General features: G+C 49.3%; 16 protein-coding genes and 1 pseudogene. 6 read left to right on the forward strand and 11 right to left on the reverse strand.

Translation table 11 applies throughout. The annotated features are described in order from the left end of the window. A pseudogene (locus F1593_RS20655) lies at positions 1 to 543 on the reverse strand (hypothetical protein); the annotation flags it as partial. Next, entirely contained in the window at positions 543 to 872 is a 330-nt protein-coding gene (locus F1593_RS20660; protein ID WP_149403463.1) for a hypothetical protein, read from the reverse strand. The gene F1593_RS20660 and the pseudogene F1593_RS20655, both read right to left, overlap by 1 nt. Before the next feature lie 977 nt (positions 873 to 1,849). Here F1593_RS20660 and F1593_RS20665 point away from each other — a divergent pair. Both F1593_RS20665 and F1593_RS20670 read left to right on the forward strand, forming a co-directional pair. Next, positions 1,850 to 3,037: a M24 family metallopeptidase gene (locus F1593_RS20665; protein WP_172632300.1), complete on the forward strand. Its 1,188-nt coding sequence runs from the start codon at positions 1,850 to 1,852 to the stop codon at positions 3,035 to 3,037. A 396-nt stretch (positions 3,038 to 3,433) separates the two neighbouring features. After that, entirely contained in the window at positions 3,434 to 4,975 is a 1,542-nt protein-coding gene (locus F1593_RS20670) for a DnaJ-like cysteine-rich domain-containing protein (protein ID WP_149403465.1), read from the forward strand. 322 nt (positions 4,976 to 5,297) lie between these two features. On the opposite strand, the gene hisS is transcribed toward F1593_RS20670, so the two are convergent. Beyond that, positions 5,298 to 6,602 carry a histidine--tRNA ligase gene (gene hisS / locus F1593_RS20675; protein WP_172632301.1) on the reverse strand — a complete coding sequence of 435 codons (1,305 nt, stop codon included), beginning with the start codon at positions 6,600 to 6,602 and terminating at the stop codon, positions 5,298 to 5,300. A gap of 384 nt (positions 6,603 to 6,986) precedes the next feature. Here hisS and F1593_RS20680 point away from each other — a divergent pair, with 384 nt between their 5' ends. The 3 genes from F1593_RS20680 to F1593_RS20690 all read left to right on the forward strand — a co-directional run bounded on the left by F1593_RS20680 (position 6,987) and on the right by F1593_RS20690 (position 11,078). Then, positions 6,987 to 8,651 (forward strand): glycosyltransferase family 39 protein, encoded by a 1,665-nt coding sequence (locus F1593_RS20680; protein WP_172632302.1) that lies wholly within the window; start codon positions 6,987 to 6,989, stop codon positions 8,649 to 8,651. A gap of 216 nt (positions 8,652 to 8,867) precedes the next feature. Then, positions 8,868 to 9,242: a hypothetical protein gene (locus F1593_RS20685; protein WP_149403468.1), complete on the forward strand. Its 375-nt coding sequence runs from the start codon at positions 8,868 to 8,870 to the stop codon at positions 9,240 to 9,242. A gap of 270 nt (positions 9,243 to 9,512) precedes the next feature. Further along, on the forward strand, positions 9,513 to 11,078 hold the full coding sequence (locus F1593_RS20690; protein ID WP_149403469.1) for an MptA/MptB family glycosyltransferase: 1,566 nt from the start codon (positions 9,513 to 9,515) through the stop codon (positions 11,076 to 11,078). A 78-nt stretch (positions 11,079 to 11,156) separates the two neighbouring features. On the opposite strand, the gene gyrA is transcribed toward F1593_RS20690, so the two are convergent. After that, positions 11,157 to 13,739, reverse strand: a complete 2,583-nt coding sequence (gene gyrA, locus F1593_RS20695; RefSeq protein ID WP_149403470.1) for a DNA gyrase subunit A — start codon at positions 13,737 to 13,739, stop codon at positions 11,157 to 11,159. A 562-nt stretch (positions 13,740 to 14,301) separates the two neighbouring features. Here gyrA and F1593_RS20700 point away from each other — a divergent pair. Beyond that, positions 14,302 to 15,909 (forward strand): PASTA domain-containing protein, encoded by a 1,608-nt coding sequence (locus F1593_RS20700; protein WP_149403471.1) that lies wholly within the window; start codon positions 14,302 to 14,304, stop codon positions 15,907 to 15,909. 130 nt (positions 15,910 to 16,039) lie between these two features. Here the strand turns inward: F1593_RS20700 and rlmD are convergent, their stop codons facing one another. From rlmD to F1593_RS20735, 7 genes are all read right to left on the reverse strand, one after another. Next, on the reverse strand, positions 16,040 to 17,401 hold the full coding sequence (rlmD, locus tag F1593_RS20705) for a 23S rRNA (uracil(1939)-C(5))-methyltransferase RlmD (RefSeq protein ID WP_172632303.1): 1,362 nt from the start codon (positions 17,399 to 17,401) through the stop codon (positions 16,040 to 16,042). A 190-nt stretch (positions 17,402 to 17,591) separates the two neighbouring features. Further along, positions 17,592 to 18,578 (reverse strand): DUF8173 domain-containing protein, encoded by a 987-nt coding sequence (locus F1593_RS20710; protein ID WP_149403473.1) that lies wholly within the window; start codon positions 18,576 to 18,578, stop codon positions 17,592 to 17,594. Between the two features lie 49 nt (positions 18,579 to 18,627). Then, entirely contained in the window at positions 18,628 to 19,233 is a 606-nt protein-coding gene (locus tag F1593_RS20715; RefSeq protein ID WP_172632304.1) for a zf-HC2 domain-containing protein, read from the reverse strand. After that, entirely contained in the window at positions 19,214 to 19,978 is a 765-nt protein-coding gene (locus tag F1593_RS20720) for an RNA polymerase sigma factor (protein WP_216368941.1), read from the reverse strand. Before F1593_RS20720 ends, F1593_RS20715 begins: the two co-directional genes overlap by 20 nt. Positions 19,979 to 20,692: 714 nt before the next feature. After that, positions 20,693 to 22,246, reverse strand: coding sequence for an alpha-glucosidase/alpha-galactosidase (locus tag F1593_RS20725; RefSeq protein ID WP_149403475.1), 1,554 nt, complete (start codon positions 22,244 to 22,246; stop codon positions 20,693 to 20,695). A 62-nt stretch (positions 22,247 to 22,308) separates the two neighbouring features. Beyond that, positions 22,309 to 23,220 (reverse strand): carbohydrate ABC transporter permease, encoded by a 912-nt coding sequence (locus F1593_RS20730; protein WP_149403476.1) that lies wholly within the window; start codon positions 23,218 to 23,220, stop codon positions 22,309 to 22,311. Between the two features lie 13 nt (positions 23,221 to 23,233). Continuing rightward, positions 23,234 to 24,163 (reverse strand): carbohydrate ABC transporter permease, encoded by a 930-nt coding sequence (locus tag F1593_RS20735; protein WP_149403477.1) that lies wholly within the window; start codon positions 24,161 to 24,163, stop codon positions 23,234 to 23,236. Positions 24,164 to 24,179: the final 16 nt, after the last annotated feature.

Consider the following 24,179-nt stretch of genomic DNA (forward strand, 5'->3'; position numbering starts at 1 on the left):
ATTTTGCGTATCGGTGATCGTGTTGAGATCTCCATTGCTGCCATAACTGAACTGCAAACAGTTGCCATTCTTATCACAATCAATCAAGCGGGAACCATAACTATTAAACCCCCAATATTCGCCTGTCTTATGGAAAATGATTCTATAGGTACCACTTCCCACACTCTTGATGGATGCATTGAGACCGGGGGCATCACGAAAGCCGCCACTTCCATCTGCGGCAAAGAACGCGGTGTAGTCACTGGGTCCATGCAGCGTAATGCCGCTGGAGAGATTGCTTAGATCTACCGTGACACCACGTCCGGTAGTAAAGAACCACCCGTCACCAGCGTCCAGCAGCTTGTTTTGGTTTTCGCTACTGTTATAGGTACTTCCAAGGGAGAGATTGATGCCGGTTCCTTTGATGCCCATCTCAGCCGTACTCAGCAGCAAATTTCCGTTACCGACATTGACCTTCATCGACACCTGATCGGTGAGATTGCGCTTCGCAACAAAGGTATAAAAAGGCAAATCACCCAGGCCATTGTAGCTGGCTCCTGCCATCAATGGCTGCAGCGTACTTTTTTCGCTGATGTGGTAGGGGCAGGATACTGCTGCGCCAGTTTCAACAATAGCTGTTGAGCTTTATCTACTCCACTGACAATAGGGGGTGAGGTGATCGGTGTCGTGTGTGCTGTGGTCTCCGTTGCCGTTGCCGCATAGGCGGAAAGTGTCGTGCCAAGCGCTGTGGTGAGAATAGCTCCCGCTGCCAGACTCACTACTAACAAGAGTCGAAGCACGGAAGACCAGGACGAACGCGTTACTGCAGTCATTGCGTGCGTATCCGTCTGCGAAGACGCTTCATTCGGAATAATCGATGAAGAGCGTTCCATATAAAGAAAATCCATTTCTCTAAAAGCACAATATAGCAGTGGTAGAGAAACAGGTATTTTGCTATTGAGACAGTGAGACACTCATTTTCATTACAAAGCGAGCTTAACGATACTGCAATCTATGAATTTATAGTGCATATATCGAATAAGTAATATGTGCAAAATACGAAAGAGCTATGAAAATGGATAGGTCTCATTATATGCAAGATCATTCATATACAAAGATACAACAATGTATATTCATTGTCTCTAAGCAAAATACCTGAGTGTAACACCTGGTACGCTATAAATAGCGCTACGATCAGATAGTGTTTTTAACTTATATCTACCAAAGGTAATATTACCTGCAAAAACTTAAAAAAGCAAGAGGAAGTAAAGATAGTTCTTATCTTCTAATGAAATTCTAATCTTGCGACAATATAGACTCAACAATAAGAAAAGCACAGTTCTTATTATTGTTGAGTCTATATCGCTTTATCATTATCTCCGGTTGATGAACAAACACATTTGTGGCTCTCTCTCCTTCCGGGGGATTGGGAGGAGGGAGAGAGCGAGGACACCTCGCGCTCCGTCATGGGCTGCCGCCCCTGCACCCCGCTTTCACCCGCAAGGACGGAGATCCACATTTGTTTTTCTTCACACCTGTTTCGGGTTGACTTCACATCCATTACCTCTACAGCCGTCTTCATACGCTATCTATATCCATGGTGTGTCTTGCATCCGTTTGTAGAAAGGATATAGATAGTATGCTCAAGTTTCAACGTTCTTCTGCCTCTTCAAAGTGGCAAAACACCGTTGCTTTAGAACGTCGTTGGGATGCTGAGATGTCACCTTTAATGGTGATATAGTGATAGAGATTTTTTCTATGCATGCTAAAATTTGTCTACCGGATCATGCACAGGCAAGTACCGGGTCGCTGCTTGGAGGCCAGAGCGTTTCTCTGTGCATCTGATCTCTATTTTGTGGGAGTGTGTTTGATGATTATTGAACGTATTCAGCAGGTGTTGCGCGAGGCTCATCTGGATGGCTGGCTTTTCTATGATTTTCATAAGTCGAATCCCATTGCTTATCAAGTTTTGCAACTGCCTGTTGATACTATGTATACGCGACGCTGGTTCTATTATGTGCCGGCTGAGGGGACACCTGTCGCGATTATTAGTGCAGTTGAGTCTCACGTTTTGCGCTCGCTGCCCGGCGCACGGCTCTCTTTTCAAACCTGGCAGGATATGCATGTTCATCTGCGCTCCTTCCTTTCTCAGGGAGCCCGGGTCGCCATGGAGTATTCGCCACTCAATGCTATCCCTTATGTCTCCCGTGTGGATGCTGGCACAGTCGAGCTTATTCGTTCGTTTGGGGTTGAGGTGGTGACTTCGGCCAATCTGGCGCAGCATTTTATCGCGCAATTGACGCCTGAGCAGATCGCATCCCACCGCAAGGCCGGACGCTTGTTGATCGCTGCCAAGGATGCCCTCTTTGCCCAGTTACAGAGTGATTTAAGCGCGGGCAAAGATTTAAATGAGTATCAGGTGCAGCAGCGCTTCGTGGCCCTGATTCAAGCTGCGGGACTGGCTCTGCCTGAGGATGAGATGCCGATTGTGGCAGTGAATGGGAATGCGAGCAATCCCCACTATGAGCCTACGGTTGCGCACTATAGTCCAATTCGGCGCGGTGATCTGATCTTGTTCGATTTTTGGGCCAAATTGCCTCAGCCTGAGGCTGTCTTCGCGGACTATACCTGGATGGCTTTTGCCGGAACACGGGATGAGATTCCTGCCCGGCAGCGTGAGGTGTTTGAGGTGGTACGCGATGCCCGTGATAGCGCGATTGCTTTCATTCGTGAAAGCCTGGCCGCTGGCAGAGCGGTTGAGGGACGCGCGGCGGATGATGTAGCCCGCAATGTCGTTACCCGTGCTGGTTATGCGGAATATTTTGTGCATCGCACTGGTCATAGCATCGGGCCCGTCCTGCATGGCAATGGAGCGAATGTGGATAACTTTGAGACGCAGGATGAGCGTACATTGTTACCCTCTACCTGCAATTCAATTGAGCCAGGCATCTACCTGCCCGAATTTGGTATTCGTAGCGAAGTGGATCTTTTGATTTCTGAGCATGACGCCGAAGTGACCGGTGTACCCATTCAAACCGAAATTTCTCCCCTACTCTAAGAGAGTGTCGGAAAGAGAGTGTCAGCCTCCCAATGCCATCGGGATCTTGCTGCTCCCTTTTTAGTATGTGGTGCAGAAAAGGTTCGAAGAACCTTTTCTGCACCACATACTAAAAACTGTTTTGAGCACCGTAGGTGCGAAAACTCATGCACAGAGATGGTGGAGAGCATGGGAGTCCAACACTCTCTAAAGCCCTTTTAGCGCTACCACTGAAAATATCGCTGCGATATTTTCAGTGGTAGCGCTAAATCTCTTTAAGCATCTCTCTTACAACTCTCATATCCTTCTCTCGTACATATAAGTGTGAAATAAACATTGCTGATGGTCTTGTGATGGCGCAAGATGTCTTTGCTTGTTGAGATATCCTCTTGAGTATAAGGGAGGCAACGATAGTATATGAGTAACGAATGGAACCAGGACCCCGACAAGAGCAATAATAATGCGGGGAATCGCTTGAATCAGGACGAAATAGATAAACAAATTAGAGAGTTGACCCGCGTTGTAAAGCAGGGGGCCAATGAGGCACAGGTGCGCTTGAAACGTGTGGTCAATAAGGCCAGCGATTACTGGCAACATGCCCAATCAGCTCCAACTCCTCGTCAGGCCTCCAGTCTTGAAGAGCAACGTTTGCGTCAATTAATCAATGATTGGAGCAGTGACAACTGGCGTGTGGCCCGCGAGTTAGGTTCGTATATGGATATTGTTTCCACTGCGTTTGATGAGACCTGGGAGGTCTCACTGGAGACGCGCTGGGAAACGCGCTCGATGGAAATCTTGAGTGAACCTTATACCGGACGTTCGCCCATTCGCCCGCAGCCTCTCTTGCCCGTCTGGGATTATGAATTGCCAGAAGTGGCTGGACTTAAAGCAGCCCCTACTCGCACGCGTCTCGAAGGTATGGATGAGATTGTTTCCTGTACATCCTGTAACAGTACCGGACATGTCCTCTGCTCTGGCTGTAATGGTCGTGGTTGGATCGTTTGCCCAGAATGTAAGGGTCGCACGAAGAAACGCTGCTCTACCTGCCGTGGTCGAGGTTATATCTCGGATTGGACTCCGGGCGAGAAGAAAACCTTCTTCAAGAAGCAGGCTGATAATGTTGCCAGCACCGTCAGCAATAAATTCTCAGATGTCTTCGATACAATTCGTCAGCAAGGCGTGCCCATTCCTAATCCTGTTGATACAGATCCGGCGAGTAAGGGACCGACCGTACCCTGTCCAGAATGTATCAATGGTGAAGTGAATTGCTCTTGTGGCAATGGGAAGCGTGTTTGCTCGACCTGTCAGGGCGCAAAGATGTCTCTCTGTTCAAATTGTGGTGGTACCGGCAAGGTTGTGCGGCATCGCGAAATCTCCCGGCGCTTTGATCTGCGTTCGCAGAACCGTTTTATCGGCGAGACCATTATTCCTTCTGCCCAGTTGAGTAAAGCCGAAGGTGACCTCGTCTATAGCTCTGAGATTAATGAAACGCTTCACATGGATGCTCCCCCTGATCTCGTGCCCCAGGATGTCTGGCGTGCAACAGTTGAGCTGGTGGAGTCCGAGCGTAAAGTCGTCGATAAACCTGGCCTGGACCCCCAATCTTTCCCGCGTCCTACCTTGCAGGTGGTTGAATTAGTGCGCATTCCTTATACGACGATTCGCTATCGCTATGCCGATCAGGATTATGTGCTCTATGTGTATGATACTGAAGGTCATGAGAAATTCTACTCGGATCGTTTCCCGGCCCGTTGGGATCGTGTAGAGCGCCTGGTCAAGGCCATTACCGCAGATTTGCGTATCCCGACCCAGCCTGACGTGCAAAATGCACAGAATGATAGTGAAGCCCATGTCTATGGTGGTGGCTATCGCGTCCCTGTCGAGGTTCCACCCGTCACCGTCCAGGAAGAAGATGAGGAGGATGAGAATGGAAATACTCCTCCCCCCATCACCCATTAGTGGTTTTGAAGCTCATGTCTTCCGCATTATTCGTACGTGAGTTTTTGTACGAATAATACCATTTTGAGTGATTTTTACAACACAAAAGAAAAAAGTGTGGGCGTTGCTCATATGCGAGCAACGCCCACACTCGGGCAACGAGATTCCACTAGTGCTTTGTCAAACTTCGTTTGATGAGTTGTGCGCCCGCTACGCGGGCGGGATGGGGGGGAGATGACGGGGGCACAGCCCCCGATCCCCCAGTCAAGGGGCTCGCCGCCCCTTGCATCCCCGCTTCTCATCACATGATGTCTGATAGACTACTAGGAGCGGGAATTAAACATTATGCCTGGTGCCCGGTGAGATAGGGGATAATCTCATCGCGCTTGATCTGTACCTGTTTGTTTTCGGTTTTCTCCTGGCCCACTTGCATCTGTTTGATGGAGAGTGTGCCGTTGGCGAGTTCGTCTTCTCCAATAATAATTGAGAATTCTGCTCCTGAGGCATTAGCCTGCTTCATTTGAGCTTTATTGCTCCGCTCCCCATAACTGGTGGCGGCTTTGATGCCTGCCTGACGCAGTTCGGCAGTCAGTTGTGTAGCGGCATCTTTCATGTCCTGCGTTTTGCCAAAGTACACCACAAAGGCGCGTGGTTTTGGCTCCGCTGGTGGCTCAATCCCCTGGCGTTTGAGTTCCAGGATGACGCGCTCAATACCTACGCCAAAGCCAATTCCTGGCGTCTGAGGACCACCAAAGATCTCTGCCATGCCATCATAGCGTCCGCCGCCGTTCAGGGCCACATTATCGATCTCAGAGGTAAACTCAAAGACGGTACGTGTGTAGTAGTCCAGACCACGTACGATCAGGGTGTCGATATCGTAGGGCACACCATAAAACTTCAGATAGCGTTGCACACTCGCAAAGTGCTCCTGACAGGGTTCACACAGGTTATGCGTGATCCTGGGGGCGGCAGCAATTTTAGCCTGATCCTGTGGCTTTTTGCAATCGAGCAGGCGGAGTGGATTTTTATGGAAGCGGATCTGGCAATCATCACAGCAATCGGTGAGTAATGGTTGATAATATGCTTTAAGCTTCTCAATATATTGTGGACGGCAGTTACTATCCCCAATGCTGTTGATGTTGACACGGATATTTTTTAAGCCTAGACGCGTATAGATCTGATAGAGCATGCCGATGATTTCGGCGTCGATGGCGGGATCACTCTCACCGAGGGCCTCACAGCCAAACTGATGGTGTTCGCGCAGGCGACCGGCCTGTGGACGCTCACGTCGGAACATAGGCATACTCATATAGAATAGTTTGACTGGCTGGGCCAGTTTGAACATGCCATGTTCAAGGTAGGCACGCACAACACTGGCGGTACCTTCAGGACGCAACGAAATGTTCTGACGCCTGCCCTCTTTATCGGCCCGGTCGTCGAAACTATACATTTCGTGTTCAACAATATCGGTGCCCTCTCCAGAGGTACGGCGGAAGACAGTCGTATCTTCGAGCAGGGGTGTTTCAATGCGTTGATAGCCATACAGGCTGGCAACTTCTGAGGCTGTATTTTCTATCAAGCGCCAATAGGGCTGCTCTTCTGGTAAAATGTCCTTAAAGCCCTGCAAGGCTCTATAATTTTCTGGCATAATGTCCTTCCTAATCCCTCCAAGCACATACGAGTTCTCGCTATTATAGCAGATCAATCTTGTAGCGGACAGCATTTTTTTGCTCTCCCTTTGATTGTGACCTGACAAGGCTTTGCACTATAATAGAACAGTCAGATCCTCGATAGATAGTATCTCTGTATCATTTTACCCATCTATCTGTGACCTGTCCGATGACCATTCGTCAGTATGTAGCGAGTCTCTTTTTGTGATATTCCTCATCATCACCTATCTTTTTCTGATAGGGGCATCACCTATTTTTGGAGCGAACGAGCCTTTCTGGTTCTACGTATGCACACAGATAACTGATGAGATATGGCACAATGCTCAGAGTATACATGTGAGACGCTAGAAGGGCAAATGGATATGATTCCAGTAAGGAAAAATAGCAGACAAGAAGGAAAAAAGACACTGTTTGAGCGCAATGGATTGGATGAAAGCATGCGCAGGGGTTGGATCTTTCATCCTTTCACGATGGTTGCTTTACTGACCGTGCTGGCTCTGGTACTGGATTTTCACTTGCTTGGACGTCCTGGTATCTGGTTTGATGAAGCTTTTTCGGTTGAACTTGCGCGCCAACCTCTCCCATTACTCTGGCATACTATCTTCGGACCAGAACCAAATATGGAATTGTATTATCTTTTGCTCCATGTCTGGCTGCAGGTGACTGGCTGGGTGGGATGGCAACCGGTCGAGTGGATCGTGCGTTTCCCTTCAGCGCTCTGTGCGGCATTGAGTACTGGTGTATTATTTCTCCTGGGACGGCGTTATCTGGGAACCCTGGCGGCGGCGGTAGCTACTGTATTATATGCTTGTAATTATTTACAATTGGTTTATGCCCAGCAAGCCCGTTCCTATGCCCTGCAATTGCTCTTGTTGAGTGTGGGCTGGCTTGCGCTGTTCCTGGCTTTGCAGGGCGCGCAGCCACAGAAACGCTGGTGGATCGCCTATGTCGTCGTTATGACGCTAGCTATCTATGCGCAACTTTTTAGTATGCTGATAGTATTATCTCAAGTTGTTGCTATTATCGGTTTGTGGATCATGCCTACTCACTGGCGTGCTCAGACGCGACAAAGAACGCCTGGCTTCTTTATCAGTCTGATTGCTATTGGCGTGCTGAGTATTCCAATGTTTATTGAGAGTTTACACGGCTCTAAAACTGGTTGGCTGCCTGTTCCTCATCTCAATGATTTTCAGGCGTTCTTTACTATTTTAAGTGGTGATACGCCACGTTACCTGGTGGTAATGGGGGGCTGCATGCTGGCTGGCTTGCTCTGCATCGTTATCGTTCTGTGGAGACAGCGTGTGCCTGCCTGGTATCTTCGGATTGCCGGTGGAGCTGAGGAGAATGTAAGCATTACCAGACATAGAGATCTCTGGCCGTTTGTCTGGATCATGTTGTGCTGGTTTATTTTGCCGATTGTTGTCAGTTACGGAATATCCCAGGGCTCGTTACGACTCTTTTCGACACGCTATCTGGTCGTAGTAGTGCCGCCTTTCTGTTTCCTGACGGTCCTGTTGCTGTCCATCTGGCGGCAATGGTTGGTGCGAGCTGTATTAATTCTGGGTATACTGGGATCGGCGGTACTTGTCGTACCACACTATTATCAAAATGCGCAGGTTGAGACCTGGAATAGCGCGGTCCACTGGTTACTCGATCGCTATCAAGCGGGAGATGGACTGGTTTGCTATGATAATGCAACCACGCAGGGATGCCAGATTGCAGTTGAGTATTATCTGCATGCGTATCCCAATGGGGCGTACTTTTCAGCCGACAGCCCGGGAGCGTTTTCCTGGCAGAAATTTAGTACCAATGAGGCGCAAAATGATCCAGAGCTGGCGTTAAATCCAGCTATAATATCCAGCTATGCCAGCCACCATAAGCGCATCTTTATGATTGTTGGGCGTGTCGCTAACGATGCCGGTGCGGTGCGTGTCAAACAAACCCAACTCTGGTTGGATCAGCAGTATCATTTTATTGATCAAGTCGTTACACCTACGGTGATTATCCGTCTGTATCAAACGCAATGAGCAGCCTTGCTATACTTGATGTGCTGCCAGTACTGCTTTTACTATAGTACGAAGCGCTTGTTTAATGTTTATTGTAGCAACATATGCTATTATTAATAGTGCGTTGTATGCTACCAATTATAGCGCACCATCTGCCATCATAAAAGTAAGCCGATGCGATGTGCTGGTCAGATAGATACCCCTGATAGTCTGATGAGTAGGAGATGGGAGTTGAACATGGCTAATTCATTTAATGAATTGTATAACAATATCCTCAATGCTGTTTTTATCGAAAAAGCAAAGCAGCAATTGGAACAAGGTGTGGACGGATTGGGAGGCGCGGATGCCTACGCGGATCAAGGCAAACCTGATTTCGCTCTGGCCCATTTATTATTGACAGATGCCCCCGATGATGTGAAACGGGATATTCTGGCGCGTGCCTATGAGCGTCGCGCAGAGTTGACTGAAGCAAAGGCCGAGTCATTTGATCAGCAGTTTCATCGTCCGTTCCCATTGGTAAAGTTGGAAGCTCAAAAAGATCGTTTGTCCGCCCAACAGGTACGCCAGGGAAAGCGGATACGTAGAGGCGCAAAATCACTTACGATGAATTGACGATTTTACGCATTTTTTGATTTTCACTTTATTGTATATAATTGTTAGCCAGTACAGTTAGCCTTTTATTGTAGGAGATGGTAGTTCTTGTTAGATAATGCTATAAAAAGTTCTGGCACACCTCTAGCGGCCGAATCTCTTTCTGAGTCAGCGCATAAAATTTCTCTCTGGCCTCTTCTCTGTTGTGCAGGTGTGTTTCTTCTCAGTATTTTATTCAGTATATCAGTATTTTATTCATTCGCTGGTTTCTCTACCCATAACTGGATTAGTTTGAAATTGAAATGGTTCGGCAGTTGGATTCCCGTCTATCTGGGATCAGCTCCCCATGATGTGTTCCATCTCAAAGAGGCTGGCTTCATTGAGTGGATGGTTTTGCTGGCGTGTATGACTATTGCTTATGCACTGGCTGCCTTTTTCATCTATCGCCAGGCCCGAGAGGCTACCACTAAAACTATCCTGGCCTTCATTTTTGGCGGCGTAATCATTGCTGCTTTACTCTACCTGTTTACGCCCGCCATGGTGACGACCGATATCTTTTCCTATGAGAATTATGGTCGCCTTCTGAGTGTCCATGCTGCCAATCCATATTTTGTACCACCTAACGCTTATCAAGGTGATGTATCATTACAATGGGTATTTAAGGCATATAGAAATGTTGTCTCCATTTATGGGCCAATCTGGACATTGGTGAGTAGCCTCCTATCCGGGTTCTCAATTACACAAATGGGGATGATCATCGTATTTCGCGGTTTCGCGATCTTGTGCCACCTTGCCAATATTGTGCTGGTGATCGCTACCTTACGCATGTTGAAGCGTTCGCCACGCGTGGTGCTACTTGGCGCTTTCCTTTACGCCTGGAATCCTCTGGTATTGCTGGAAGCTTGCATGAGTGGACATAACGATGTGTTTATGGCCTTCTTCATGTTGTTGGGATTATACTTTTGTGCCCGGGGCGAGCGTAAAGGAACGTTTACACAATGGCGTAGCTATATACCGGCAATACTGGCCTTTACTGCCTCTGCCCTCGTCAAGTTTAGTTCTGCTCCGCTTCTCATCATCTTTGTGCTGGCATTGTTCTTCGCGAAAGTTCATGCAGATAGTAAAGATGGCAAGCTAATCTGGCGTCCCGCGCTTGTGCCAGCGTTGCTGGCAAGTTGCATCTGTATCGTGTTTGCGCTTGCGCTCTATGCTCCCTTCTACAGTGGACATAGTGTTCAGGCCATTATCTCAAGTGTGACCAATCTGCCATCGGCCACGCAATCGCAGAATTCGATACTGGCTACCTTTTTCTACTACAATGAAGCGCATCGTTTGCATGGGATAGTAACTATCCTGAATAGCCGCAAACTATGGAATATATTGAATATTGTGGGCTTGCTATTGCCGATTATGGTGGGGTGTCGATATCTGTGGCGTACGCCTGACACGCGTACCATTGCGCTGGTCACCTTAGCCTCTCTGGGTGGTTTCTTGCTCACCTCTCCCTGGTTCTTCTCCTGGTATCTGGTATGGGTAATGATACTGATTCCCTTTTGCTTACCGGTACAAAAGGAGCGTCTGGCGCGTGCTCTCCTGGCGTTTGGACTCTCATTTTCGATTACCTGTTTCCTGGCATATTACACCTCCACTGTTGGCTGGCGGCTTGCTGCGATGAAACCGGCATCGGATAGCTGGTCGATCTGGCAAAATCTTGGCATGTTTGTTATTCCACTCCTTGCCTTTCTCATCTTCTGGTTCTATCCACCACGGAATGCCAGGGTAGAGCAGGAGCTTGAGCCACAAGCCATTTCCGCTTTTTCATCTATAACCGCTTCTGCTTCTGCTGATCCTCAGTAAGCAAACAAACAAAAAGAAGGGATCTCAAGTTTGAGATCCCTTCTTTTTGTTTGTTTGCTTGCTTAACACAAGATACTTTTATTCCTCGTCTTCGGAATCCTGGGTTTCAAGTGTATCCTCAGCCTCCTCGTCAGCATCTTCTGGCTCTAAGGTCGGAACTGCTACGGGAGCGCCCTGCTCATCTAACTCAAGGGATGTGTTATCTATATTCTCATCATCCTCCGTTTCGGAATCTTTCTTTCCGTTGGTGGTGGCAATAGCGACAATCGCATCCTTCTTGTTGACATGCATCAGGATCACGCCCTGGGTGGCACGTCCGCTGATCTTGATCGTGTTGACATCGGTACGGATTACCACACCACTGGCGGAGATAATCATGACATCATTATCCAGCTCCGTGATAGTGCGGGATGCTGCCACCAGACCGGTTTTGTCCGAGATTTTAGAGGTAATGACACCGCTACCGCCGCGATTGTGGCGTGGATAATCCTCAATCGGCGTACGTTTGCCATAGCCATACTCGGTGACGATCAGGAGTTCGCTATTCTCTGTGGCCTGATTAAGCGAGACTACGGTATCGTTCTCATCCAGACGAATACCGCGTACGCCGCCACTGGTACGTGATGCCAGCCGTAAGTCATCGACGCAGAAGCGAATTGCCTGACCTCTAGATGTGATCAGCAGGACATCATCGCCGGTACGCGCCATTTTCGCGCCTACCAGTTCATCATCCTCTTCCAGATTCATGGCGATCAAGCCCTGGCGGCGGACCGCTTCAAACTCGCTCATGGCGGTCTTTTTGACTTCACCCTTTTTGGTCGCCACAATCAAGACATCGTGGCTCACGCCCTTGGTAACGGCCACAATCGCGGTAATCCGTTCGCGCTGCTCAATGGCGAGCATATTAATCAGATGCTCTCCTTTGGCGGTACGACTGACATCAGGCAGTTCATACACCCTGAGCTGGAAGACGCGACCGCGATCAGTAAAGAAAAGCAGGCTATCATGGGTATGAGTGACCAGTAAGTCGCGTACTGCATCATCCTCGCGGGTCGCCATACCGGTGACTCCACGGCCACCACGGCGCTGCGCACGATAGGTATCGGAAGGCAGGCGTTTGATATAGCCTTTTTCGGTCAGCGTAACCACGACCTCTTCATTCGGAATCAGGTCCTCATATTTGAAGTCCCCGATCTCAGCCTCGATAATCTCAGTGCGGCGCTCATCGCCATATTTCTCTTTGAGTTCCTTCAAATCTGCTTTAATGAGCTTGCGAATTTCATTGATATCGCTTAACAGCATATTGTAATAATTGATATGCTGCAGGACATCCTTCAACTCATCCTCATTCTTCTGGCGTTCCATCGAGGCCAGACGAGCCAGGCGCATTTCCAGGATGGCGCGAGCCTGTAATTCAGAGAAGCCAAACTGTTCGCGCAATGACTGCAAGCCATCTTCATAGGCTGAACGGGAGGTACGAATGATATTGATTACCGCATCCAGATTATCCAGCGCGATCTTAAAGCCTTCCAGGATATGTTCGCGGGCTTGAGCCTTGGCAAGCTCAAATCTGGTCCGGCGCGTTAAGACAACTTCACGATGGCGGATATAATGAAACAGGAACTTCTTCAGGGTCAGGGTCTGTGGTTGTTGTTCAACCAGCGCCAGCATATTCGTATTAAACGCCGTCTGCATGGCCGTAAATTTAAAGAGGGAATTGAGCACGCTATCCATGTTGGCGTCGCGCTTGAGATCGACCACCATACGCATACCCTGGCGATCTGATTCGTCGCGAACTTCTGAGATGCCATCGATTTTCTTATCGCGTGCCAGCTCGGCAATCTTTTTGACGAGATCAGCTTTATTCACCTGATAGGGAAGTTCTGTCACAATGATGCTGATGCGACCGCGTTCGCTCTCTTCAGCATGGGTTTTGGCGCGAATCACCACGCGACCGCGTCCAGTGGCATAGGTATTGCGAATGCCGGAGCGACCTTGAATGATACCACCGGTAGGGAAATCGGGACCACGTACAATCCGTGACAGTTCTTCTGTCGTGGCATCTGGATTGTCGATCAGATAGGCGATACCATCACAGACCTCATTCAAATTGTGAGGTGGAATATTGGTTGCCATACCGACGGCAATACCGGTTGAGCCATTTAAAAGTAAATTTGGGAGGCGGGCCGGCATAACCGTTGGTTCTAAGGCCTGATTATCATAGTTGGGATCGAAGTTGACAGTATCCTTCTCAATATCGGATAGTAACTCGTCGGCGATCGCGGCCATTTTCGCCTCGGTATAACGCATGGCGGCGGGTGGATCGTCATCTTGCGATCCAAAGTTCCCCTGACCAAGGATCAGCGGATAGCGCATCGCCCAGGGTTGAGCCATACGCACCAGTGCGGCATAAACAGATGAATCGCCATGCGGGTGATAACTCTTCAACACTTCGCCAACGGTACCTGCGGATTTGCGAAACGTTTTTGTTGATTGCAGACCCATCTGGTCCATTGCATAAAGTACACGACGATGAACAGGTTTCAGGCCATCTCGTACATCAGGAAGCGCGCGGCTCACAATGACGCTCATTGAGTAGTCGAGATAGGCTCCTGTCATTTCATTTACGATATTAACTAGCTTTACATTGCCGGGTTCCATAAAAGCATCCTCACCAAAAAGTAAGACATAGCCTGAAGGGCGATATCGGGTTGAAGCATTGATATAAGCTGTTTGGAGGGGTCTTAGAAAAAGTAATCCTACCAGCATTATTATAGCACACCAGGCCTGTATTGACGAATTTTTTTGCCGCCATTTAGGACCTCTATTTCAGGCGCGCAATCCCCTCTACAGGTGGCTTGATGCCCTTCTGGTTCTGCTTATGGATAGGCAGTTTTTTTACCCATCAGTAAAACGCGTTGCTGTAAGTATATGGTTGTTTTAGGGCAGCGTCTCGCCTCTTGTTATCGCCGCCTATCTGTTGTTTGGCCGACCATTTGACATGAACGTGTAGCTCATATGTATTTGAATTTGCTCACTAATACTCTATATTTTGTAAATAACCTGTGGTATGATTAACTGCAGGAGCGGAGATGCAAGGCTGTAAAAAAACAACCTGCTGTTCGTTCAGAAGTGCAATGTGAGCCGTGGAAGGACTGTTTCTACTTATCTTTGGCCTGCCAGGCGATTATTACGCTGCTATGTTGACCGTTGAGGTGACTGAATGGCTCAAAAATCTAAACAAACAACCACGAAACCTCCAAGAGATCTCATCCGTTCTGTGCGCCACCGTTTTAGCGGCTCACAGTTGAGGCGTGGCCCTGACCATACCTGGCAATTTCCTGGGCAGCAGCCAGGCGAGAGGGTATTGATGGTCGTCCGTAAACACTGGTGGTTCTTGTTCAAGACCGCCTGGCCTCTCTTGCTGGCTCTGCTGGCCGTAATTGCCATCACCCTCGGCACGGTATCCTATCCTTCTCTGGTAACAGTATGGGTCATATTGGAGATCTCGGCCTTTATTGCGCTGGTGGGAACTGGCGTCTGGTTCGCCTATCGAAAGTTGGCTGTCTGGTGGTATGAAACATACATCATCACTGATAAGCGTATTATCAATGCGCGTGGATTGCTGGAGCCAACGCGTCAATTGACGCCAATTGAAAAGGTGGAGCAGGTTGGTATCGGGGTTGATTCTGTGCTGGGCCTCATACTAAACTTTGGTACGGTGCATGTCTATCTCGCCGGTGGCGACCTCGATATTAAAGATGTGCCGAATCCCAAAGCCATGCGGGACGCCATCCAGGGAGTATCGAACATTGTTAAAGCGAAACAACCCAAGCCTGCCCCCGTGCCAACTCCGAAAGATCCAGAACTGGCTGCTGTACTCAAAGCGTTGGCGCAAGGGAAAGAGGTTCCCAAGCTTCCTAATGCTGATGAAGATCTTCCCCCGATTCGTGGGGATGATGGACGTTTCCTGGGACCCCGCCGTACATTTGGTGGCATTTTACGGATTCCCTGTAATGTGCGTTACGTTTCCGGTGAATATACGGTTAAATATATTCAACGCTCGCAATATGTACTATTGCGCAGCATTTCACTACCTTTAATCTCATTTATTATTCTCGGAGTGATTACGCTCTTCGCACCCGGGCTTGGAGTCATCCCTTATACCATCTGGTCCTATTGGTGGCTTTTTATGGGGATAGTTCTGCTTGTTTTGTTGGGATATATCGCTTTGACCTACTTCAACTTTGTGGATGATGTGTATATCCTGACCAGTCGGCGTATTATTGATATCGAGCGGCATTTTGCCTTCTTCTTTGAGACGAGCCTGGAAACTGAATATAAGAGCGTACGTGACATTCGTGTTCAGGTTCCGGGCATCCTGGCGCGCTTCTTTGATGTTGGTCATGTCTATGTCGAGACCCCGGGCAACAATCCAGATGTTGTGCTCTCGTATGTCGATCATCCTTTTATTTTGCAGGATGAGATCCTGGCGATTAAAGCGCATAAAGATAAGGTCGATGCGGCGAACAAAGAGAACAACGAAAAGAAGAACTTATCGACCTGGTTTGGTACCGTGGTCTCCAAGATGGAAGAGTTGAATAAGGGTATCAGTACCCCTGATCTACGTCATCTGGATCTGTTGGAGGCGATGGGTTGTGCCCAGGAACTGGGATTGGATGTGACGGTTCAGGGTGAGGCTGTCGATAGTCCACATATTCCGCCAGGATTGGTGATACGCCAGAGTCCTCCTCCAGGAACCGTGATGGAGCGTGGGAGTAAGATTGAGATTGTGTTGAGTAAACGGCCTACTCTGGTGGATTCACGGTAGACATCTTCAACTATGAATTTTCGCAATCTATCATGAAAAATGATCAGAGATGACAGGGCGGCTATATAAAAAGAAGGTGTAGATGCGTTAGCATCTACACCTTCTTTTTATGGGATGGATGGGAATGAGTTTAGCGATTACCGACGCGTGCGAGCAGAGCCACGCTTTCGATATGATATGTTTGTGGGAACATATCGACAGGTTGGGCGGAGACGAGGCGATAACGTCCTCCTGAGCACAGGGTAGCGATATCACGCGCCAGCGTACTGGGGTCGCAGGAGACATAGCAGATAGCACGTGGGGCCATGGTCTGCATCGCCTGTAACGCTTTTGGATGACAGCCAGCGCGTGGAGGATCAACCAGCGCGATATCGATTCTTTCGCGTCTGTAGTGAAGCTGATTGAGGACGCGTTCCAGAGTCCCTTCCAGGGCGGTAATGTTACTTTGATTATTCAAGGCGCAGCCAGCACGGGCATCCATCACTGCGCTGGGTTGAGACTCAACCCCGATGACACGGGCGCTGCTTGAGGCCAGGAAGGTCGAGAAGAGGCCCACACCGCTATAGCCATCCAGAACCACCTCATGGCGCTGTGGCTCCAGTGCGGCCATCGCCTGTTCCACCAGGACAGAGGTTTGGATTGGGTTGACCTGGAAAAATGAATCTGCAGAGACGCGGAAACGGCGTCCCAGAACCACATCCGTCAAGTATTCCTGGCCCACGAAGACCCGCCCGTAGCGACCGCCGACGCGCTCAATAATCACGCCAACGATACCAGGGGCAATCGTCATCAGATCCTGTGCTAATTGATGTGGATCTTCCATCTGGGAACCGGGGCGTGCATTGAGGATGAGGAGCGTGGGAACTGCCTTGACAGCATTGGCAGCGATCCCCGTGGTAGAATTACTGACCGCACCAATGGCTCCACGAATCGTCACGCTTTGGAGCATTTGACCAAGCGTATCGCCAAAATAAGTAATGAGTTTTCTGCGTACCAGTTGATACACCTGATCCAGGGCTGGATGCAGCAGACCACACTCCTCTAAATCCTGGACATCGTGGCTCTCTGTCAACTTAAAGCCAATTTCACCGGCTGTTCCCACCGTAAATACTGCATAGTTGCGATAGTGCCAGGGTTGAATCGATGCTGGCATGCCAATGGTTGGATGAACCAGCGCATCAGGTTGTTTACCAATACGTACCAGCAATTGCCGTACAATATGGGCCTTCCAGGTGAGCTGGGCGGGATATGAAATATGTTGCCATTGGCATCCGCTATTGGTGAGGAGTGGAAAGGCTGGTTCCACGCGCTCAGGGGCGGGGCGAAGGATCTCAAGTAACTCGGCGCGTGCATGACCGCGACGCTCTTCTACAATCTCCACGCGGACCCGCTCCCCAGGAATGCCCCCGGGGACAAATAAGACACGTCCCTCATAGCGGCCTACAGCATCTCCTCCGTAGGCAAGGTCCGTAAGTTCAACATCAATACTCATGTTCACCTCGGCGGCACCTGACGACATTGGATGTCGCTGATAACCGTCACATCTTTCCAGCGTTTTTGTATTCTTTTCATTCTTATTACTACATAGCCCCAACAATGGAGACCTATCTGTCGCAGAGATTTTATCATGATTGAGTTGTTGGTTCCAACAGAAGAAGCACCTCTTTGACTTTCCACCCGTATTACAAGGGAAGTGGTTGTTTGGGCTGGCTATAGAGCCGGGTCCCAAAGTGGCTCAAGAAGACTGCGCCGATGCCTAATACACCGACAGCGATATTAACCAGCCAACCAATGTAGGGAAGCGATCCTAACAGAGCCAGGACAGCTGTTCCCACACATACCTGCGCCAGGCGTGTATCAAACTGGGGAGCGACGTGCTGTAAAAGAGCGTCACCAATAATCCAGCCTGTAGATACAGTACCTAATGCCCATGCGGCGAACAGACCAAGCGCAACCAGAATTGCCAGCGGAATCGGGATAATCAGGGCAATCAAGACTGTAAAAACCACTGGCGCCAGTAGAATGCTCAAAAAGCCCAGAGCTACACTGCGGCGCAATTTGCTTTTCACAGTTGTTCGTACCATCATAACATGTTCCGGTAACAAAGTGGTCAGTAACACTCCCAACACAACCCATGTCACAATATACCACAGGCGGAATTGACTTCCAGCATCGCTTCCCAGCATATCGATTATGCCAGTCGGGCAACCAAAGAGGCTTCCATGCAGAAGTAACCCTCGATTCTGGACCTGTTGACCTCCACAAACATGAATATCTCCATTAACAGAGGCGCCGGGTTGTGAAATGAGATTACCGCCGTAGAGGGTGACATTGCCATTCACCTTGCCATTGATAGTCACATTCCCGCCGACGACCATTACATCCCCTTTAACCTCTCCATTGATGGCGACATTGCCCCAGAATGAGGTTAAATCCCCGCACACCACATTCCCGCTGCTCACCACCACCGCACTCCGAAAACTGGGTTTCCGTGGTTCTCCAATGCACTCGGCTGGCTGTTGGACACTGTTTGTATCCACCCCCATGGCTGAAGCTCTTGAAATACCAGTTGAGAGTGCTTCTACTCCACCGCTTATCAAGAACGCCGCTAAGAGCATAAGCCCTGGCAGCGAGAGCATGAATCGTTGTCTTCGAGAGACCTTTTGCATACTAGAACTCCCTATCATGATCACCATTTGATCATGACCTTCGCTTGTGCTATGCCTCTTGCGGAGGACGCATCAAGCGAAGCCACATCCCCATCATGACGACCACCGCGAACCCCAGCGCTGATAGCAACCAGTTATCGCGGGTAACGAGGGTCAGTCCGGTTTGTGTGTATTGACCAAACACAATCCCTTCATCGATGGCACCATTAAAGAATGCCAACATTTTCAGCGCGAGATCGGTTTGAAGAAGTGTGATGATCAAAAACAAGAGTGGAATGCTGCTCAAGGTGAGGAGACCTAATGCTGTACCCACTGCGCCAGCGGTCCGAAAGCGCTCGATGCGCGACTTTTGCTGCTGACGCAGATCCTCAAGTTGATGAGTAATATGATTTTGTTGTTGAATGGCCCGCATGATTTTATCAGTTGATATGCTGACCGGGCATGCCACAGGTGTCTCGCTGGTGGCTGTACGCGTAGTCGTCACCTGGAAGGAACTGAACACAGCATCGAGGCTTTGCTGTTGGTGCGCAAAGGTACGGCAAGAGGCACATTCTGAGAGGTGCTCCTGGAGAGCCTTAGCGTATGACGAATCAGACGGATCAAGTTCGCCATCACGCTGAGCGCTCAGCCATTCTTTAGCGTCGCGACAGCGCATCGATTGGTCCCTCCTCATTGGGTGCTTTCTGTTGCATGTAGCGAGCCAGTAATTCGCGAGCACGATGCAAACGCGCTTTAACCAGCGCTGGCGTCAATGTCAGTGCGTTGGCGATCTCTTCATAGGAGAAGTCGTACCAGTAACGCAACACAATTACCGCACGGTACTTGCTGGGCAGTCGTTGGAGATACACTTGAATATCATCCTGCTGCTCGCCCCGTAAAGCGGATTGTTCCGGGCTGACACCCACATCGACAATCCATTCCAAAAATGGCACATCTTCCAGTGGCAATGCCAGGAAGCGTCTTCTCCGCAACTGATCAATGGCGAGATGGGAGGCAATGGAAAGCAGCCAGGTACTAAATTTATGGACGGACTTATAAGTAGCAAGCTGTGTAAAAGCTCGCACAAATGTTTCCTGGGTTACATCTTCAGCTTCAGTTATGTTACCAAGCATGCGGTATGAGAGGTTTTGCACGGCATCTTTATAGCGCTCGATGAGCACCGCGAAGAGGTCCTGTTCACCACCGAGAACGAGTTCAACGAGCGCTGCATCGCTCATCGACTCTACAATGGCGCCAGCCTTTGTTTTGGTGTGAGCCATGCTACTTGCAATACCCTGTACACCCGCTGCATCTGTTGATCCACTACTCTGACTACGACGTGTTCTGCGAGCTGGCTTTTTCAGCGCCCCGGTCGCAATCCCCCCCAGCACATTTGAAGCGTTTACAGTTGATTCTAACATTTATCACCGCTCATTTATTCATTAAACTCGATGCAGATCATAAGAGGACGATATACGACGTCTTCTCTCACTAATTACGAGCTGCGGTTAAAAAAGTTGTAATCTTTTGTCGAAGTGTAACATGAGACCGACAGAGTGACAAGAGGGAAGGCTTGCCAGCATCGATTACAAGTTTAGGCGCAAGCTCTGTGTTGGAAACCTGCATCGTTGGATACATTATTCTTTTCTCTCTATATCGTATAGACGCAATAATTCATCTCAATCAAAATTACAGCCTGTACTGTTCTAACGAAGTACCTTTCAGGGGAGGTAATTTATTCTCATCTTACTTATTATAACAATCGCGCCGCCCTAAATATTGCATCCGAAGTCGTACCAAAACACCAATCACCCCTCACGAGCAGGACCGCTCAAAGGAAAGGAATGATGAACAAAAACGGAGGGGTATTCGTCCGATCCCCTCGAGCAGGGCATGGTGCTCAAGCATGGGAGAGCGTTGGGGGGAGATGTTGGTACGAGACGAGGAAAGCGCACCTCGGCTGCGGCCTCGGTACGCACCTACACTTCTCCATCATGATTCTCGTTCTTCGAATGGAATACTCTAAATTTTAGCTTAGCGAGATAACATATGTGATATAGGAGCATCTTAGATGAGGGACAAAAAAGAGCAGCCATGAGCTCGCCTTTTTTGTCCCTCATTCTGTCGTTTTCGATTTATGAGATTTTGGTCATTTTTCCTTTGTCGGTGGCGCTGGCGTTTGCTCTGGCTTCGGCGCGGTTGCTGGCCATCTCTGCAACGGTTTTGATGGGCAGGCGTGCTGCACCTCTGGTTTCAACGGTTTTGACGCGTGTGCCATTTTGCTCGGCCTGTTCCAGGCGGGATTTTGCCTGTGGGACCGCTGTTTGATACTGAGGGAGCCATTGCGCCTGCGCAACGAGCATCTCATCTGTCATCTGCCAGACCTCTTCTGGATTGCAGACAGCCCCGACCAGAGGATCATGCAACATTGCTTGCTTGAGCAGTGTGATATCACCACGAATGGCGGCCAGCATACCCATCTCCTGTACCCGAACACTGGCCGAACAGGTTGCGGCACAGGCCAGGGGCAGATCGCCGACCACCGGCATGTTGATGCCTGTCTTATCGACGTAGCCGGGAATCTCGATCACACAGCCGTTGGGTAAGTTTGTAATATGGTTCTGATTGATGACATTGAAGTGTCCCCGGTAGATGCGACCGGTTTCCAGGGCTTCAATGATATACGAACCATGTTCCTCACTGCGCTTCTGCTGGCTGATCGGTTGTGGCTCTTCCTTTAACCAGTTTGGGAAATCAGTTTCAAACCAGTTGCGTCCTTCAGTGCACACGCGCAAATAGCCGCCGGTTTCGCCATTAATCCAGTTTGACAGATCGATCCATTGTGGAATCTCTGCGATACGTTTGCGATACCAGGGGAGATATTCGCTCAAGTGGCCGTTGGATTCGGTGCTATAGTAACCGAAGCGGCGTAACACATCAATACGAACCTTTTCCGTGGTTGGATAGGTAGGATGCGCCTCGAAAAGTTCCAGCAGATGAGGCACCATATCTCTACCACGCCATTCAACCTTCGTGAACCAGGTTTGATGATTGATACCAGCCGCAATCACATCCACATCCCGACGGTGTAGATGCTCTTCTTCTGCGAGCAGGCCTTCTTTTTTCGCCCATAATTCGATACAGTGAACAATCTGCCAGTGCGCTCCCTGTACGCCGTGGCACAGGCCGATGGTGGGCACCCCACCATAGGTATTGCAGGCCCAGACATTCATTGCCATCGGATTAGAGTAGTTCAGGAAAAGCGCGCCTGGCCTGGCTACTTCCCGAATATCTTTGCAGAAGTCTAGCAGGGCTGGAATCGTACGTTGAGCATACATCAGGCCACCAGCCGACAATGTATCCCCTACGCATTGATCAACCCCATATTTCAATGGAATATCAATATCGGTCTCAAAGGCTGCCAGGCCGCCTTGACGAACTGTGCTGATCACATAATCGCTATCAGCGATGGCCGCACGGCGATCGGTTGTCGCAATGATCTGCGCAGGTAGTTTGCTTGCGTCAATCTCACGTTGGCAGAGTTGTGCCACCATCTCAAGATTCTGCGTGGAAATATCTGTAAAGGCAAAGGTCGTATCGGCCAATTCTGGTACGGATAAGATATCGCGCAATAGCGTACGCGTAAAGCCAATCGATCCGGCTCCAATCATCGCAATTTTAATTGCCATCTTTTACAATCTCCTCTTTGTTACGTAGCAATATATGTATATCAGGAAAGCCTGATCGAGAGTTACCCCTTCAGAGAACCTGCCATCAAGCCTTCTACAATTTGTTTCTGGAACACAATTGTTATGATGAAAATCGGCGCAATCACGATTAATCCCATGGCTGCTTCGTTGCCCCAGGCCACTGTTTGATACTGTGGATTTACGGCCGCCTGGGTAATACCCAGGGTCAGGGTTGCGGAAGCATCCGAACGGCTGAAGATGAGTGGGAAAAAGAATTCCTGCCAGCTAGCGACCAGATTAATCAGGAACAGGGTAGCAATCGATGGCCGGAGCACAGGGATAATCACGTGCCAGAAGATAGACAGGAAGTTTGCTCCATCAATCTGGCCAGCCTCTTCAAGTTCAACCGGTATTTGCCGTACAAACGATGTCATGATCCAGACGCTGGTAGGCATCAAGAAGCTTACCAGAAGAATAACCAGGCCCTGAATCGAGTCCAGCAGCGAGAGATTTTCAAACATCTGGAACAATGGAATGATGATAGAAATGGTTGGTAGATAACCAGAAATCAGCAAGCCGAGAAAGAGTATATTGCTGCCGGGAAAGGATATCCGTGCAAAGGCATACGCGGCCAGCAAAGATACCAGCACTGAGAAGGCAGCCGAGAGCACTGAGAGTAGAGTGTTATTGATAAACTGTTGATCCAATGGAACAATCTGTGCAACCGTCTGGAAATTTATAAATGAGGGATGCACTGGAATATAGTTCAATGGCGTGGTAAACAGTTCAGTAATAGGTGTAAAGGCTGATAAAACTATCCAATAGATTGGTATCACTGTTATCAGCAGGAACAGTATGACTCCTATATACAATGCGACTGTGCCGGGGGGGATGTTTGCAAAGAATGAGCGTTTTTTCGGTGTCCTGGTCAGCCCCGGCGTTTGTGGAGGAGAATGAACCTCAGCGGTGGACATATTGTATACCCCCTTACAAGGCGCGTTCGCTACGACGCATAAACAGGAAAAAGAACAAACTCAAGAAAAGCACGATCAGGAAGGCAAAGACTGCAACCGCCGACCCATAGCCATAATAGAGACCCGTGAAGGCCAGTTGATAGATCTGATACGAGAGCAAGGTTGTGGAGTTGCCCGGTCCTCCCTGGGTCAGACCATAAACCAGATCAAAGCTCAAGACACGCGCCGTGGAAATGAAGATCAAGAGCGTGAAAATCAAGGGAGCCAGCAGAGGTAAAACGACAGAGCGTAAGGTCCGCCACGAAGAGGCTCCATCGACTTTCGCCGCCTCATAAAGTTCACTGGGAATATTTTGCAGACCAGCCAGTAGAATAATCGAGGCCCAGGGTGCGTTTTTCCAGACATCCAGCAAGATCACCACGATGCGAGCCAGCGTAGGATCAGCGAGCCAGAGGGGACGGAATGGCAGCACACGTATAATCAGATCATTGATCATGCCATACTGATTGTTAAACATCCATTGCGAGGCCGTGGCAATCACAATGGTCGGCATGGCCCAGGGCAAAAGATTAATGGCACGGACCAGCTCTCGACCGCGAAAAGGCCGATTGAGTAGAAATGCGATCCCCAATGCATATACCATTTGCACAAAGGTTGAAACCACCGTAAAGAGAAAGGTAAACCCGAGGGATTGCATCACCATTGGATCGTGGAACATGCGCACAAAATTATCCAGGCCGATAAAGCGTGGCGTTCCCGAGAGCGGGCTACTATCGGTGAAACTTTGATAGAGCGTAATCAGGAATGGATAGATCGCAACGGCCAGACGCCAGATGATCGCCGGAGCCACTAACAGATATGCCAGCAGTAATAGACGCCTACGCCGTCTACGGGTTCCCACAGCCACCGTGGCTGTAGGAACCTTCGCGGTTCCTACATACATAGAAATCCTCTCTTAC

It is taken from the genome of Dictyobacter arantiisoli, from assembly GCF_008326305.1.
GTDB classification, from domain to species: domain Bacteria; phylum Chloroflexota; class Ktedonobacteria; order Ktedonobacterales; family Ktedonobacteraceae; genus Dictyobacter; species Dictyobacter arantiisoli.